Origin of the sequence: Nitrosospira lacus (assembly GCF_000355765.4) — a bacterium.
Classification (GTDB): Bacteria; Pseudomonadota; Gammaproteobacteria; order Burkholderiales; family Nitrosomonadaceae; genus Nitrosospira; species Nitrosospira lacus.
Genome location: NZ_CP021106.3, coordinates 2,065,179 through 2,081,413, shown reverse-complemented (window position 1 = coordinate 2,081,413; position 16,235 = coordinate 2,065,179). Strand labels below are relative to the sequence as shown.

Genomic DNA, 16,235 nt, shown 5'->3' with positions numbered 1-16,235 from the left:
TAATTCTGTGCTGTGAGTTCACGCGGCCTTCCTTTTCAGCTCACCAGGAACATGGCTGAGTTCTTTTGCCTCGGGTGAGGGGGTGGTATTGGCGCAAGTCGTTTTCTCCATGCTGTGTTGCTCAATTACCTGGAGGAGGGCCAGGCCATCGTAATGAGCGTGCGGGATGTGCATCTCGAATAACGCAATGCCTCTTATCGCTACCGTTACCCCTACCGGATCGGTCGTCGCATCGTCTACCAAAAACGCATACTTTTTACCTGCATCGGTTCCGAGCATTTCCAATACCCGCTGCTTACTTAAATCCTTCCTGAGTAGCTCAACAATCTCGGCTTTACGTTCCCGGATAAGCGGTTTCCATATATCAATGATGTTTTGGTCGCCGACGACCCTGATATTTCCGTCAGGGGAAATTGTCAGGCTCAACCCTTCCGAAGTTGCCTGATCGATCATTTCTGCAGGGCTCATATCGTCACCTCCGCTTTTTCGTTAATTAGCCCTTTCACTATGCGTGTGCCTCTATCCCCTGTTTTATCGGTTACACGGTTACAACCCGTGTCAATGCTGGATGTAGCTGTAACCGATGGGATTTGTGTAACGGTTACATCATTTTTATCGGTTACGCTAAGAACCGCGTCATTATTGGGCTGTAACTCTGTAACCGCTAAAATGGCATTTTCCAGAGGGTGGGAAAGGTAGCGGGAAAACGCATCCGTGAATTGCTCTTTGGCGTATCCTTTTTGTACTTCGCCGTAAGCGAAACGGATGGGTTTAGGGTTTATTGAAAACTCGGATAGTCGTTTCGCAACCTGACGCGGGCTGATCTGCTTGCCGCGGTTATATGTCGACCATCCGGCTTCCGGATCGTTACAGAGCTCGTTGACCAGTTCGGTCGTGCGGATCTTGTCTATGCGCTTGCTCTGAAATACGTTCTGAATATCAGCAAGCAATTCAACACCTACTGAGGCCTGGGCGGATTCCTGTTTCGTGCCGGTCAGGGTCAAAGCAGCTGCTGTAGCGCGCTGCACCCACTCGCTTCCGGCAAGGTGCGCAATGGCTGTCAGGGGCTCCCAATTGTCTGCTTGTCTGTCTGGCAGGCTTTCCGGCATTGTGGGACGGATAGCCGCGTAAGCGTAAAGATGATCTGCAGACAGCCGGGCTAATTTTTGAGCCAGGATATCGAGTTCGCCGCCATCTGCATGACGTAATCGGGCCACCTTTTCATGCCCCAACTTTCTGCGTAACTCGATTTCAACCGCACGGTCGTGCAGGGTATCCCGGGTATGTCCAATAAACGCTATTGCTTTGGGACTGAATACATAAAACCCCTTCGGTTCGTGATCGTCTCCTACGCATCGCCAGAAATAAGGAGCATCCTGGCTGTAACCGCTATTGATAATGCCGTGTAACTCTTGGTTCTCGGCATTCAGGAATGTGTCCCCTTCGTCTATCAGTACGGTGGGGCGATATTTATCCGCCACCCTATACAGCACAGCAGCACTAATTCCCGATAGAACCCATGGTCTGAAGACAAGCCTTTTAACGATGCTCAGCACGGTGGATTTCCCGCAGCCTTTTTCCGGACTGCGAAGTACCAGTAACGGAGCGATATGCGAAACCTCACAAAACCACGTGAAAGCGCACCACAAGGCCAGCGCATCAGCTGCGTGCGGAGGCAACACGGCATAGCGCTGGAAGGCATCGGAAAGTTCAGATAACACTTCATCTGCGTCAACGGTGCTATGCCACGGCTCTACCTCGTTGAACATCGCCGGCTGCCCATCCTTTTCCTTGCGAGCCATGGATACAGCTTTATCAAGTGCGGTTTCTTTTACCCCTAATTTCTCAGCGCAACTCTTCCGGGCCCTGTCATAGTCCAGCGGGTTCATGGTCGCAAGTCGTTTGATTACGTCCGCTTCGCTTTCATCAGGCACGCTATCCTGCATAGCTTCATTAAAAGCCGCTTGCGCCTCAGGAGTTGCGTCAATGGATTGATAGGGGTCTAAACTCATGCGGCCACCTCTGTGTGAGTGCGCTCGTAAGCTTTTATGAGCGTTACCGCGTCGCCGGTTCCTACCAGATCAATGGCAAAGGTGGCGAGGCAGGAAGGGTTAACCTGAAGGATTGAATCGATCACACCGCTTACACGATGTGAGTCCTTGCGGCGGTAGATCACTTGCACCGGCAGGCCGGCGAGATAGCTGAAGTTCAACTGATCTGCCGGCGTATCGTCTGCAAGTACGATGCGTGGATAGGCTTGTGCCAGATCCCAATCGAAGGTAACCATGACACGCTTGGAAGGGACTTTTCCCGATCGCCGCATTTCCATAAACTGTTTTCCGTAAGCGGGAATTCGTTTATAATTCGGGTTCAGTTTTGTTTTACCTATCGCCTCGGTTGCCGCCGGGGCGTTTTGTTTTGTAGCCATCAATCCCCTCGCGCTGATTTTGATTCAAGCCAGGCACGGATAGAATTCACGTCCCATGCCGTGATGCGTTCAGATAGTTTTACAGGCCTTGGAAACTCGCCTTTTTTGACTTTGCGCCAGAGGGTAGCGGAAGAAAATGGCACAATGGCCGGTATTAGTTGCGACTGGCGGATGTAGCCAGAGGCTGGTAGTTTTCCAAAGTTCGAGGAATTATTCTTAATCATCTCTGTCTTTCCTTATGAAGTGACCTGGTGTGTTCTGATTGCTCGTTAGTTGCCAAGAAACGACTTTAACTAGTTAATTAATAAATTTATTGGAACATTTCAGTGATATTTTCCTAGAATCTTCCCCCGCTTTATTTTCTTCATGGCTTCGCTCTTGCTGATTGTGTCGACCGTGATTGAATCATCATCGAGTGCAGCACTCATAAAGGTTGCAATAAGGGTTAGTGGAATCTCGCCTGTTTGCCCATAAAAACGATCAATAACGCCATAAATCAGATATGTTCTAAAGGCTGTGGGTGCCGCTATCTTTCTGGGAAAATTACGCGATAGTTTGCTATCGCCTTCCTTTATGGACCGAGAAATACCGCTGATTACTTCATCGATTGGCGGTAATAAGTGGTGCCAAAGGAATCGAAGCATTTCCGGTTTATCTTCAGTCTTTGCTGCTAAATCTGGATGCAATATTTGTTTTAATCCTTTGTCGTATTTCCTGGGAATCAAAGCGCTGAAATAATTAAAAGTTGGCCCACCCTCACCACGGTATTTCCGTAGCAACCGAGAAAGTTTTCTTGCGTGATTTGCAATTTCTTTAAATTCTGCATCTCTATCTGTTGCCGGAGCCTTTGATGATTTATCCCATGCTTGAATATCCATCAAGAACCCACCCACAATTCCTTCGCGAGTTTCGAGTGGGAGTGAGCAATTTTTTTCATTGATCCATTCCCAAACTGATTTCATTTCTGGACGAGTTAATATCCTTTCGAGAACGGCGATTTGTAGTGTCAAAGATTTTTCATAGTCTGCCCAACATCCATATCTATCACTTTTGGCGTAACTCTCCAGATCCTCTCTATCATGATCTTGAGACCGAAAATGATCTCTGGATTTACATAAATCAGAATGCATTTCCACAACAGCCGCTGGTACCCAATCCGGATATTTCATAAGCGCTCCTTCGAAGCGTCCTTCAATAAGCTGCCACCCCAGGCGGTGAAGGTTTCCGCTTTTCGCTTGGCCGGGCTAGGGGTGGCTTGAAACCGAGGCGGTTATTTCTGGGTTAATTTACTCTTGCCCTCAGGTCCTCATTGGTTTCATTAGGATCGTCAATTGCAGTCATAATTACGTTATTGAGTTGTGCGACTCCCTTCAATACCTCTTTGGTTGCCCACACGACGTCGTCGGTACATTCATCATTGTCGAGCGCACTTCTCATCAATGTCACTAAAGCAGAGATTCTCCAAGTGGCCTCTAATGCAATTAGGCCCCGATCGGCATCCTTCATTGCTGTTTCGTTTTCAGTTGCAGTTGGCGTGGGTGCGCCTTTGAGTGCGGGTTTCATACTGACTCTCCCTTCACCAGAGTAAGGCGGGTATCGGCCAGCAATGATCCAAGAAAATTACGAAATCCCTTGTCTGAAGAAGTAACCAAATCTGCTGAAATCCATAGCCTAATTCGGTTTTCCTTCAGTCTTGACAACTTTACGAAGTAGGGCTTATTTCTCCTAACGCATGAGCGTACGCCTGCGTTGGGGAATGGCATCCACGATGGGACAAGACCGGAGCTGCGTATCGCCTCTTCAGTGTCTTCAAAAGCATAGTTCAGGCCGCCAGAGCCAGCCCATAGACTTATGGGCATTAAGTTGCGTATTGGTTTTAGGACGGGCAGTGCTGTAGAATTGGCCTTAGCCATGATGTGTACCTCCTGTATAGGTTGCGTTGTGGTGAGGGGTGTTTGGTGCTCGTAACACTTTACACCCCGCTATTGCCTGAAGTCCGTCAGGCCACGGTGTTACTCCTTCCAGCCTTGAGCCCATCCAAATAATCGGCCCAAGCCTGCATCATCTCTCTGCGTTTTGGTAAATGCTCGGCGTAGTTATAAGCTGCGCTTACCTTGTTGCGCTCAGCATGCGCCAGTTGCCTTTCTATTGCCTCATGCGGCCAGCCCTGCTCATGTAGGATCGTCGAGGCCATGCTTCTGAATCCATGCCCTGTCATTTCGGTTTTCTCGTAGCCAAGGCGCCGTAGAGCTGCGTTAACCGTGTTTTCACTCATTGGTCTGGCATAGCTTCTAACACCCGGAAAAACGTACCTGCCCTCCCCTGTCAGAGGTTTCAACTCCCGCAATACGGCCAAAGCCTGTTTACACAATGGCACTAAGTGAACGGCTTTCATTTTCATCTTGCCGGCCGCTATACGCCACTCAGCTGCGTTTAAATCTATCTCTGACCATTCAGCATGACGGAGCTCTCCGGGACGTACAAAAAGCAATGGCGCTAATTTAAGTGCTGATAGCGTAATAAACGATCCGCTATAGCCTTCGAGAGCGAGCAGTAAATCTCTTATCTTTTTGGGATCAGTAATGCTGGCGTGGTGGGTTTCTCTTACGGGCGTGAGTGCGCCTTTTAATACCAGACTTAAGTCAGCTTGAGCCCGGCCAGTAGCAATGGCATAACGGAATATCTGGCCAGAAATCTGCATCGCTCTATGAGCGGTTTCGATGTTGCCGCGCTTTTCTATTTTCTGAACTGCGCTCAGCAAAGTTGCTGCCGTCACTTGCGATATTGGAGTGCTGCCGATATAGGGAAAGATATTCCGCTCGAGTACGCTGATTGTTCTGGCGGAATTCTTGGGTACCCATTTGACGGACTGCTTTTCGTGCCATTCCCGCGCTACGGCCTCGAAGGTACTGGCCGCGAGTTGTTTTTCCTTCAGCTTTTTTGCCTGTTTGATCGCTGCCGGATCGCCGCCATTCGCAACTAATTTACGCGCTTGGTTCCTTCTATCTCTCGCGTCGGCCAAGGTAATGACCGGGTACACTCCAAATGCGAGGGTCTTTCGCTTACCTTGGAAGCGATAGTCATACCGCCAATACTTTCCCACATTATTGATAAGCAAATAGAGCCCTTCGCCATCGGTTAACTTATATGGCTTGACGGCTAGCTTTGCATTGCGTACAGCAGGATCAGAAAGAGGCATGACGGTATCTAAGTCTGTCGGTATGTGCTCTACCGTCAAAGATACCGCCAATGGTGACGGTATGTCAAGATATTATTTGATACGACTTGACACTAACTATTAACGCTTATCCCCATATTTACTGGGTTTTTGGTATGTCTTGAGACTTATTGAAATGCTGTTTTGGTGCCCGGAGCCGGAATCGAACCGGCATGGGCGATTAAGCCCGAGGGATTTTAAGTCCCTTGTGTCTACCAATTTCACCATCCGGGCGCTTTGATTTACTTTTACTGGATAGACTGCCTCGCGTCTTATTAACTACCGGCATTTTAGCAGTTGGCACCAACGCGTAGCAGAATCTGATAATGATAAATGCTTGGTGCTTGCGAAAAATTCTATCACATACTTTGCGCTCAGCCTGTATGAGCATCATAACTCGTTGATTCGGAATATTAGGGTACCAAGAAACGAAGCGACGCTGATACCTGCTTTTACCATAAAGACTTCGCGCAATCGAACATTCCATCCGGCGCATCAAATAACTTTGATCTGCTTTCTGTCTTTCTCTCTTTTCATCTCTTATAGTAAACGAAATAAACAATATGTTTATTTTATTAAACGAATTGTTTATTATAGGGAGGTTCGTTACTTTGCTGCCCGCCATATGGGAATAAGCCCTGCATTAGCAAAAATGGGGCTCTGCTCCGCGGAAAATTTTGCGGAGCGGAGTTAAGATCACGATCAATGCTTATCCATAGAAGTCACTGCTGACAACGGCGATATAAGCTATGAGCTGCCTGCCGCGCATACAAAAATTTACAGGCTGATAATGCTGCGCTCGCTTAATTGGAGACGCAAAATTACTACTTACAAGCATAATTTTCCTTCCTACAGCCTCCCGTCACGGACCATAGTTGCCGCTTTGACATTCGCGGTCTTTTTGTCCCTCACGCTAGTGAGTTGGTCGGTTGTCAGGGATTTACAGGAGCGCGATGCAAACAATCGGTTTGATAACCGGCTGGCCGATGTTATCTCACAGATCCAGACCAGCTTCTCAAGCTATGATCAAGTACTGAAAGGCGCCTTGGGGCACCTGCTCGCTTCTGAATTCGTTACTCGCGATGAATGGCGCAAGTATGTGAGTACATTACGTTTAGGGAATAATCCGGCAATTCTGGGTCTCGGGTTTGCGAAATCCATTCGTCCAGATGAAATGCACGCGCATCTTGCCTCCATTCGCGCGGAAGGCTTTCCCACGTACAGGGTTTGGCCCGAGTCACCTCGAGAAGAGTACACCTCTATCGTTTATCTGGAACCGTTCTCCGGCAAGAATATGCGGGCACTGGGATATGACATGTATTCACATCCCGTCCGGCGTGCTGCCATGTCGCGTGCACGCGATTCCGGAGAGACCACGCTCTCCGGCAAGATAAGACTTGTGCAGGAAACCGAAGCGGATGGACAGGAAGGGGTTCTTATGTATACGCCCTACTATGGGCGCGGAAATTTGCCGGAAACGCTTGAACAAAGGCGCGCGTCGCTTGTTGGCTATGTCTATGCGCCGTTCAGGATGGATGATTTCATAGGAGCCGTTCTTCGCGCCGAACTTGATGATCTTGACATAAGAATCTTTGACACCCAATCAGTTGCACAGGATTTTCCGCTTTTCGATAGTAGCAAGAATCAGCCCGTGCAAAGTTCCATACCGCAATTCAGAAAAACAATCACCATTCCGGTTTATGGCCAGACATGGACGATCGACGTCACCTCGCGTCCCCAGTTTGAGCATGCCGTCGCCAGCCAGGAACCTTGGCTCGTATTGCTCGGCGGGATTGTGGTAAGCATTCTGACTGCCATGGTTGTATTTATGCTCGCGGTAAACAGGGAAAAGATCGACGCTATAAGGCAGGCAAATAAAGAATTGCTATCCGCAATTAAAGATCAGCAGGCTGCAACCCTGGAGCTTTCCAACTCAAAGCAACGCACTCAAAGAATCCTGGAAAGTATTACCGACGCTTTTTTCACCCTCGACCGCGAGTGGCGCTTTACCTATCTCAATAAAGAAGCCGAAACGCTATTGGAGCAGAACCGTTCCATTCTTCTCGGCAAGAATGTCTGGGAGGAATTCAAAGAGGCCGTCGGCAGCACTTTTGAGCGTGAATTCCATCGGGCACTGCACGAGAACGCTTCGGTGGCTTTTGAAGATTTCTATTCACCACTCGGCAAGTGGTTCGAGGTCCATGCTTATCCTTCCGAAGAAGGCCTGGCTGTTTATTTTCGTGATATTACCGAGCGAAAGCGGTCAGAGACTGAACGGGAGAAGCTGTACCAGGAGAAGCTGTTGTTGCTGGAATCCACAGGTAAAGGGATTTATGGGATTGATCTTGAGGGACGCTGCATGTTCATCAATAGCGCGGCAGCCCATATGCTGGGCTACGCGGTATCGGACTTACTAGGCCAACACATGCATGCATTGACCCACAACCGCCGCGCTGACGGCACGATTTATCCGGTGGAGCAGTGTGCAATCCTTCAGACACTACGGATCCAGCGGCCCAGTCATGCGGATGACGATGTTTTCTGGCGGAAAGATGGTAGGTGCCTGCCTGTGGAATTTACGTCACACCCGATCGTAGAGAGCGGGGAAACGACCGGCACCGTCGTAATCTTTTCGGATATCACACAGCGCAAAGACGCCGAACTGGCACGCAGGGAAGCCGATGCACGTATCCGTGAACAGGCGTCGCTGCTCGACAAGGCAAAAGACGCGATTATAGTCCGCAGCATCAATCATCATATTCAGTTTTGGAACCAGGGTGCTGAGCGGCTTTATGGATGGACGCTGGAGGAAGTAAACGGCAAATCCATAGAAAATATTTTATATGATGACTCCACAGCCTTCCACGAGGCAATGCAATTGGTATTACGTGATGATGAATGGCGTGGCGAGCTCACACAACGCCGCAAGGATGGAAGCACTTTAATAACAGAAGGCCATTGGACCTTGGTTCGGGACGACAAGGATCAGCCACAATCTATTCTTACCATCAATACCGACATCACCCAGCGCAAGGCGGCGGAAGACGAAATCCACCATCTTGCCTTCTATGATTCCTTGACCCAGCTGCCGAATCGGCAACTTCTGCTGGATCGCCTGCAGCAGGCCTTGGCGGCAAGTGCCCGCAGTCATAACATGGGCGCACTGTTATTTATCGACCTGGACAATTTCAAAACTCTCAATGATACGCTCGGCCATGATACTGGAGATCTGCTGCTGCGGCAGGTCGCTCCGCGCCTTGTCTCTTGTGTGCGCGAGAATGACACGGTGGCTCGTCTGGGGGGTGACGAATTTGTGGTAGTCCTGACAGGGGATTTAGGCTCGCATTCCCACGAAGCCGTTGCCCAGATAAAGATGATATGTGAAAGAATTCTTGCCGCCTTCACGGAGCCATTCCATCTGGGTGCGTATGAGCACCATAGTACGCCAAGCATCGGGGTTGCCCTGTTTAATGACCAGCCAACCACACTGGACGAATTGCTGAAACGGGCTGATCTTGCCATGTATCAGGCCAAGGCATCAGGCCGTAATGCCATGTGTTTTTTCGATCCGGACATGCAGGAAGTCGTGAACGTCCGCGTGGTTCTAGAATCCGATTTACGCAGGGGTTTGGAAAAAAAAGAGTTTCTCCTTCATTATCAGCCCCAGGTGGACGGTAATGGGCGCGTGACAGGTGCCGAGGCATTGGTGCGGTGGCAGCATTCACGGCGTGGCCTGCTGCCCCCGGCCGAGTTTATTCCTCACGCCGAAGAAAGCGGCCTGATCTATCCCCTCGGCCATTGGGTGCTGGAAACCGCGTGCTCGCAGCTGTCAGCCTGGTCAGCGCGGCCGGAAACAGCCCGACTTAACATGGCTATAAATGTCAGCCCCCGCCAATTCCGCCATCCGGATTTCGTCGATCAGGTACTTTCCGCGCTTGATCACACCGGCGCCGATCCGCAAAAACTCAAACTTGAGCTTACCGAGAACCTTCTTGTGCACAATGTGGAAGATATCATCGCCAAAATGGCCACGCTGAAAACCCGTGGCGTGGGCTTTGCCTTGGATGACTTTGGCACCGGCTATTCCTCACTTTATTATTTGAAACGCCTGCCATTGGGCTGGCTGAAGATTGATCAATCCTTCATCCGGGAACTGCTAACCGACCCTCATGACGCTACTATTGTTCGGGCCATTCTAGTTCTCGCAAAAAGCATGGGCTTATCTGTAATTGCCGAGGGCGTGGAAACTAATGCACAGAAAAGTTTTCTTGCCCAGCATGGCTGCGATGCCTATCAGGGCTACCTATTTAGCCGGCCACTGACATTCGAACAGTTCGAGGTATTTTATTCACGCAAGGATACAGCTTGATGGAATCGTGATTTCTTTATGACAAATTTCAAACAAGCAGTTTTTTTGAATAAACATTTTGTTTAAAATAAACGTTACCGTGACCAAATCCCACCAAATGGAAGATAGTTATGTGCGGCTCCTAAAAGCGGCCAGGGAGCTCAAGGGAGCAAAAAATGCAGCCGCCGTTGCGTTGCTGCTCAACATTTCGGAGCAAACGCTCCATAATTGGAAAAGCAGAGGTGTTCCACGAAGAAATCTAGTTGATATTGAAGCCAGAATCGGCGCTTATCCGATGTGGATTGCTACCGGAGAGGGCGACATGAACGCAGGAATGCGCTCCGGTCAGTCCACCGGGGCCCTTATTATCGATGTAATAACCGCGATGAGATCCATGTCATCGGAAGACATGCGTTTAATCGCGGAACTATGTAAAAAATTTGGTAAGGAAAAACGCGGTGTCGGTTGGCAGGAGGATGCAAGTACCGCCTGGAAGCTTACTTCAACTCATTCATTCTGGTCAGATCGAAGGACTGTTGAACGGAGAAAAATCGATAACCCAAAATGGCAAGGAGCTAAAGACAGGCGAAAATATGAAAGGAGTGCAGCAAACCGCCAAAGTTAATATTGTTCCGGGTTGTAAATGGAAACTCAATCAAGCTATGGAAATCGTTGAATCAAAGCAGCAGTTGCAAGAACATTCACTTGAGGAACTTGAGCGTTCTCATTACATTCTTGAGGCACTCATGGCAGGACTATCTCCTTGTACTCGGAACGAGCTCCTTAGTCTGCTTCAAATTTTATCCGAAGGTACAGGATCCCGGGAATCATCCGATTCCATTCGCCAAAGGGCCCTACAGATTGTATCCGGGATCTGCAAGCCGCATCAGATACAAGGGCAGGCTCCTGTGAGAACCGCTCCCCTGGAGGATCAACAAAGGTTAGGTGAAAGGCGGCAATATGATAGGCGACAGCAGGCGACCAATTCCGGTAAACCCTGGACAACGCAACAGGAGCAAATTTTAAGAAATCTCGCGGAGCAGAATATTCCCGCGAGACGGATCGCACTGAAGTTGGGAAGGACCTCGACAGCAGTTAGATCAAAAGCCAAAGAAATGAATTTGTCATTAATTAATCCAATTAAGACACCTGCCAGCCAATAAATTTATTTTTTTGGCAGGATCACAGCGAGCGGCTATCAGGATAAAACCACCGGGTTCACAACTACTCAATCAAAGAACGAGGGGCCAACGGTGTTCCTCGTTGCTTCCCGGTCAGACGCGGCGGCGCGACCGCGCCTATCATGGCAAGACCGGCCAGCAGCATCGCATAGGCTTCTGGTTCGGGGACAGGTGCAAGAAAGCCACGGATCTCCCCTGCGGGGAATATAACGGAGTGAATATTCGCGTAGGCCGTACCTCCATTCAATCCCGCCTCCAGTGCATTGAATGCACTGGAGGCGGCGGAGGAAATTCTTTAATCGGATCACTTCGCAAAGCAACCCCGCAGAGATATCGGGTTGCAGTAAAATTGAGGCGTGACTTTCAGGATAATTGCTCCAGTCTCTGAATCATCCGGGTTAATATGATTAAGAATTTGACCATTAGATCACGTCTGATCTTTATTCTTTCCGTCCTGGTGGTATTTCTGCTGGGAATTGAAATGCTCGGCCTGTTCGGCATGAGCAACGCGATCGACGGCTTGAAAACCGTTTATCATAATCGCGCCATCCCGCTCAAACAAGTCGCTGAAATTGAATCGCTGCTGCTGCGAAACCGAATCGCCATCACAGCGGCGCTGATGATGCCGACGCCCGAAACTATTCAAAATAAAACCGCGGAGGTTGATCGGGATCTCGAGGAGATGACTCGAGTCTGGCAAGCTTACATGACCACCTATATCGGTGCGGAAGAAAAAGTGCTGGCCGCTCAATTCGCCGAGGATCGGGATAAATTTATCACCGAGGGTATAAACCCAGCGGCAATCGCCTTGCGTAAAAATGAAATCGGCGAAGCGTACCGAATCCTCATAGAAAAGGTTCGCCCTCTTTATGTGCCGGTCGATGCAAGCATCAAGGCGCTGGTCAAACTGCAATTGGATGAGATCAGCCGGGAATACGACCGGGAGCAGAGCCGCTACGAAACCATTCGGAATATTCTGGTCGCATCGATAGCAGTCGCGCTGGTGCTGGCGGCACTCATTAGCGTTGTACTCAGCGATGCAATCTTCCGCCCCTTGGAAAATGTGGTGAAGATCGCTCGAGGCGTCGCGGTCGGTGATTTTATGCAAGAAATCGAGGTCCGTTCGAAGGATGAAATCGGCCAGCTTATGCAGGCCCTGAAGGAAATGCGGGATAGTCTGGTGGACACCATTGGCCAGATACGTGATAGCGAAGCGCATACCCGCGCCTTACTCAGTAATCTGATTGATGGCGTTGCCTCGATTGATGAACAGGGTGTGATTAAAACGTTTAATCCGGCCGCCGAGCGGATTTTTGGTTATGCGGGAAGCGAAATTATCGGGCAGGATATTAACCTGCTGTTCCCCAAGCCAAGACCGGAACGCGAGCAAGATTCCGACTCTTTCAGGAAATATCTGGAAACGGGGAAGCCCAAGGCTTTTGGCGTTACCAGTGAAGTAACTGGCCTGCGTAAGAATGGCACCGCATTCCCCATGGACTTTGCGGTGGTTGAGATGCAGGGCGGAGAACACCGCATGTTCGTCGCCATTGTACGGGACATCAGTGAACGCAAGCTGGAGGAAGAACAAAAAGGGCGTTTGATGGACGAACTGGAAAGCGCCAATGAAGAATTAAGGAATTTCGCCCATGTGGTATCTCATGACCTGAAGGCGCCATTGCGCGCCATCGGAGCCTTGGCAGACTGGCTTTCCACGGATTATGCGGACAAATTCGATGATGAAGGCAAAGAACATATGCGCTTGCTTGTCAGCCGGGTGCATCGCATGAGTAATCTGATCGATGGTATATTGCAATATTCGCGCGTAGGCCGCGTGAGGGAGGCGCTGGTCGAGTTAGACCTCAACCAGGTCGTGCATGAAGTGATTGATCTTTTGTCTCCGCCTGCAAACATTATCATCAGGGTGGAAAATCCCTTGCCGCGCATCATCGCGGAACCCACCCGCATCCAACAAATATTTCAGAATCTGCTCTCCAACGCCATTAATTACATGGATAAGCCTCAAGGTGAAATTCACATTGCCTGTCGCGTTGAGGGTGAGCAGTGGAAGTTCAGTATCGCCGACAATGGACCCGGCATCGAATCACGCCATTTCGAAAGAATTTTTCAACTGTTTCAGACGCTTGCTCCACGCGACAGGATAGAAAGTACCGGTGTTGGACTAGCCCTCGTAAAAAAAATCGTGGAAATGTACGGTGGGCAAATCTGGGTCGAATCGAAAGCCGGTGAAGGCAGTACTTTTTTTTTCACCCTACCCAAAATCGCGGCAAATATTAACTCCAGCAAAGGAAAAGAAACGTGAAAACTACCAATAGGCCCATTCTCCTGGTGGAAGACGATCAAGTCGACACAATGACGGTCATGCGCGCCCTGAAGGAGATCCATGTAACAAACCCGGTCGTGCACCTGGAAAACGGAGAGGAAGCACTGCTTTATCTGCAAGACCCCGCAAGCGAAAAACCGTGCATCATTTTGCTTGATCTGAATATGCCGATCATGAATGGTATCGAATTCCTGCAGGTGGTAAAACATAATGATCGATTAAAGCGTATTCCGGTAATTGTATTGACCACTTCGGAAGAGCAGCAGGACAAGATGAGCAGTTTTAACCTGGGCGTTGTGGGCTATGTGGTTAAACCAGTCGATTATCGGCGATTCGTCGAAGTCATGCGCTCGATTGACGCCTATTGGAATATTAGCGAGATGCCTTGATCACCGGGTGGTGCACCCGTGGGCGCCCTATTCGTCACGATATTCTCATCTTCCACCCTGGGAACCGAATGCGAGGAAAGTAACCTCCTGAGAGGTTTTGCGCAAAGGGTTTTGGCTTATCGCGCCTGCCCGCTGTGGAAAAATGCCACGCAAACTATCTTCGGCGAAGGCTCCATGCACGCGTCGCTCATGCTTGTGGGCGGGTTCGAAAACAGATTTCGCGTCGTTCTCCGGCAACCCTGGCTCTGCGCCAGCAGCAATGGTTTTTGGTGCAGTTCCGAGAATCGCTACCATGGCACTGACGAGTAGCTGCATGTATTATGGCCAGGAACCAGCATCGCGACAGTAAACGGCAAGCTCTGACGTCTGGAAGAAGGCTCACCATGCTCATCGATGAGGCCGCAAGCATGAAATTCTCAATACGCGCCAATACATGCTGCAGACGCTCACTATGCACCTGCCTACATTAACGGTGGCGCTGGATTGTCGTGCACCACAGGAGTGATCCGCAATGGGTGAAATTCGAATTGGAATTTCCGGCTGGCGCTATCCGCCATGGCGTGGCGTTTTTTATCCTCCCGACCTTCCACAGCATCGCGAGCTTGAATACGCCTCCGGTAAATTTCCGACCATCGAAATAAATGGGACATTCTATTCCCTGCAAAGGCCGGAAAGCTTCGAGCACTGGTATAGCGACACGCCACGGGGCTTCGTTTTTAGTATCAAGGGCCCGCGCTATATTACACATATAAAGCGCCTGCGCGATGTCAATGGCCCGCTCGCCAACTTCTTCGCTTCGGGAATATTCAAGCTGCGAGAAAAACTCGGCCCTATTTTGTGGCAATTCCCACCCAGCTTCCATTATGATCCGGAAAGGCTGAAGCATTTTTTCGAACTCTTACCGCATGATACTGAGCAGGCACTAAGTCTTGCCCGGCAGCATGAATCCCATATGACCGGGCGCGTATGCCTGACGATTGACGCCAACCGTATATTGCGCCATGCGATTGAAATACGGCACGAAAGCTTCATCGATGAGTCTTTCGTGCAACTGCTGCGTGAACACAATATCGCATTGGTTATTGCGGATACGGCGGGAAAATGGCCCTACCGTGAAGATATTACCGCCGATTTCGTCTACCTCCGCTTGCATGGCGACAAAGTACTTTATGCAAGCGGCTATACCCCTGAAGCACTGGCGCGCTGGTCAGCGCGAATTCGCGCCTGGCGTACAGGCTCTCAACCGGGTGACGCACATCTCATCTCGACGCAGTCTCCTTCGCAACAGCAGTCTCGCGACGTCTATTGCTATTTTGATAACGACGTCAAGGTGAGAGCTCCGTTTGACGCCCACGATCTGATAACAAAATTTTAGCTTTCACCCGATCCCGCACCTGGCCGTCGGCAGCCTGCCGAGCCGCCGCCGGAACCGAAGCCTGAAGGATATCATTTTCCCGGCTTTCTTCTGGTGCCCTGCCGGCCATGATAAGATTTATTTTTACGCAATGTTCATTCATCCAATGAGGTCCGTTTGCCCCTGGATTTCGACACCGAACTAATGGTGATCACGTGCCCCCATTGTCGTGGGAAGTTCGAAGAAACAATCTCGCGGCTAAAGTATGAACCGAAACTTTTTTGCCGCTACTGCGAGAAATATATCGCTGTGAATCTCCTGGAGCTGCATGGCGCACTTGAATCAATTCGACAATCCAGCGAGGATCTTCTAAAAAAATTGCGTCAACATTGATAAATGAATTTTATAGAGAAGAGACCGCCCTCCCCTTGATGGCGCTTTCATTACCAGATTTTGCATTAACTTTTCTCCTTCCGAGGAAGAAATTCGGTATCCCACGGTATTCTTTTTTTATGGAGAAAACTATTACCTTCTCATGACCGGTACATTGACCATGGCTCGTCTCAACCAGGAAAAACATCAGATGATGTCATTTTCTCATGTCGGGCCACCAACCTTGATAATCATTACCAGCATATATCATGCAAGTGATACTTTCCCGCTGGGTCAAATACCGGATTACTGCAACGCTTAGTCCATTTGAACCATGGGTGTACTTTAGTCCAGTATGTGAAGCGCCCAAAACCGGTAAAATGTGTTTCCTCCAAAGAAAACATATGGATTCAACGTCGGAACTACTTCACTCCATACCAGATATGCATAATCATTGCACCGATGAACTAGGGCCTGTTAACACTTATTTCGCACCCGCGACGGCGACGGATTTCATCCAGCACGAGGCATGAGCCGCGCGGCGGAACAGACCTCCGTAAGCGGCGAGTAACGAAGGGCTGGATGAAATCCGTCCCGTCCCTTCG

At 49.7% G+C, this 16,235-nt stretch carries 15 protein-coding genes and 1 tRNA gene; 6 read left to right on the top strand and 10 right to left on the bottom strand.

What is annotated here, in order from left to right:
* Positions 1-18: 18 nt before the first annotated feature.
* From EBAPG3_RS09345 to EBAPG3_RS09310, 8 genes are all read right to left on the bottom strand, one after another.
* A complete protein-coding gene (locus EBAPG3_RS09345) occupies positions 19-468 on the bottom strand; it encodes a hypothetical protein (protein WP_004177978.1) in 450 nt (149 codons plus the stop codon).
* Positions 465-2,012, bottom strand: coding sequence for a DUF3631 domain-containing protein (locus EBAPG3_RS09340; RefSeq protein ID WP_004177979.1), 1,548 nt, complete (start codon positions 2,010-2,012; stop codon positions 465-467). Before EBAPG3_RS09340 ends, EBAPG3_RS09345 begins: the two co-directional genes overlap by 4 nt.
* Complete coding sequence (locus EBAPG3_RS09335) at positions 2,009-2,428, bottom strand: hypothetical protein (RefSeq protein ID WP_051049009.1); 420 nt, start codon at positions 2,426-2,428, stop codon at positions 2,009-2,011. The genes EBAPG3_RS09340 and EBAPG3_RS09335 overlap by 4 nt, the downstream gene beginning before the upstream one ends.
* The gene (locus EBAPG3_RS09330) at positions 2,428-2,652 is read right to left on the bottom strand and encodes a helix-turn-helix transcriptional regulator (protein ID WP_004177982.1); all 225 of its coding nucleotides are present in this window, start codon (positions 2,650-2,652) and stop codon (positions 2,428-2,430) included. The genes EBAPG3_RS09335 and EBAPG3_RS09330 overlap by 1 nt, the downstream gene beginning before the upstream one ends.
* A gap of 99 nt (positions 2,653-2,751) precedes the next feature.
* Positions 2,752-3,597 (bottom strand): hypothetical protein, encoded by an 846-nt coding sequence (locus tag EBAPG3_RS09325; RefSeq protein WP_151898914.1) that lies wholly within the window; start codon positions 3,595-3,597, stop codon positions 2,752-2,754.
* A 112-nt stretch (positions 3,598-3,709) separates the two neighbouring features.
* Positions 3,710-3,991, bottom strand: a complete 282-nt coding sequence (locus EBAPG3_RS09320) for a hypothetical protein (RefSeq protein WP_040852329.1) — start codon at positions 3,989-3,991, stop codon at positions 3,710-3,712.
* A 436-nt stretch (positions 3,992-4,427) separates the two neighbouring features.
* Positions 4,428-5,627: a tyrosine-type recombinase/integrase gene (locus tag EBAPG3_RS09315; protein ID WP_004177989.1), complete on the bottom strand. Its 1,200-nt coding sequence runs from the start codon at positions 5,625-5,627 to the stop codon at positions 4,428-4,430.
* Between the two features lie 163 nt (positions 5,628-5,790).
* Positions 5,791-5,879, bottom strand: a tRNA-Leu gene (locus EBAPG3_RS09310).
* Positions 5,880-6,528: 649 nt separating this feature from the next.
* Between EBAPG3_RS09310 and EBAPG3_RS09305 the strand changes: the two genes are divergently transcribed.
* From EBAPG3_RS09305 to EBAPG3_RS09295, 3 genes are read left to right on the top strand one after another with little or no spacing between them, the layout of a single operon-like run.
* Positions 6,529-10,014 (top strand): bifunctional diguanylate cyclase/phosphodiesterase, encoded by a 3,486-nt coding sequence (locus EBAPG3_RS09305; protein ID WP_161493786.1) that lies wholly within the window; start codon positions 6,529-6,531, stop codon positions 10,012-10,014.
* Between the two features lie 58 nt (positions 10,015-10,072).
* The gene (locus EBAPG3_RS09300) at positions 10,073-10,618 is read left to right on the top strand and encodes a helix-turn-helix domain-containing protein (RefSeq protein WP_040852334.1); all 546 of its coding nucleotides are present in this window, start codon (positions 10,073-10,075) and stop codon (positions 10,616-10,618) included.
* Positions 10,587-11,156: a hypothetical protein gene (locus EBAPG3_RS09295; RefSeq protein ID WP_051049012.1), complete on the top strand. Its 570-nt coding sequence runs from the start codon at positions 10,587-10,589 to the stop codon at positions 11,154-11,156. Before EBAPG3_RS09300 ends, EBAPG3_RS09295 begins: the two co-directional genes overlap by 32 nt.
* A gap of 61 nt (positions 11,157-11,217) precedes the next feature.
* Here EBAPG3_RS09295 and EBAPG3_RS09290 read toward each other — a convergent pair whose 3' ends face one another.
* Entirely contained in the window at positions 11,218-11,421 is a 204-nt protein-coding gene (locus EBAPG3_RS09290) for a CHRD domain-containing protein (RefSeq protein WP_004177995.1), read from the bottom strand.
* A gap of 156 nt (positions 11,422-11,577) precedes the next feature.
* On the opposite strand from EBAPG3_RS09290, the gene EBAPG3_RS09285 reads away from it, so the two are divergent.
* Entirely contained in the window at positions 11,578-13,494 is a 1,917-nt protein-coding gene (locus EBAPG3_RS09285) for a Tar ligand binding domain-containing protein (protein WP_004177996.1), read from the top strand.
* A complete protein-coding gene (locus tag EBAPG3_RS09280; RefSeq protein WP_004177998.1) occupies positions 13,491-13,904 on the top strand; it encodes a response regulator in 414 nt (137 codons plus the stop codon). The genes EBAPG3_RS09285 and EBAPG3_RS09280 overlap by 4 nt, the downstream gene beginning before the upstream one ends.
* 45 nt (positions 13,905-13,949) lie before the next feature.
* Here EBAPG3_RS09280 and EBAPG3_RS15285 read toward each other — a convergent pair whose 3' ends face one another.
* Complete coding sequence (locus EBAPG3_RS15285) at positions 13,950-14,219, bottom strand: hypothetical protein (RefSeq protein WP_004177999.1); 270 nt, start codon at positions 14,217-14,219, stop codon at positions 13,950-13,952.
* A 196-nt stretch (positions 14,220-14,415) separates the two neighbouring features.
* On the opposite strand from EBAPG3_RS15285, the gene EBAPG3_RS09270 reads away from it, so the two are divergent.
* Positions 14,416-15,279: a DUF72 domain-containing protein gene (locus EBAPG3_RS09270; RefSeq protein ID WP_004178001.1), complete on the top strand. Its 864-nt coding sequence runs from the start codon at positions 14,416-14,418 to the stop codon at positions 15,277-15,279.
* Positions 15,280-16,235: the final 956 nt, after the last annotated feature.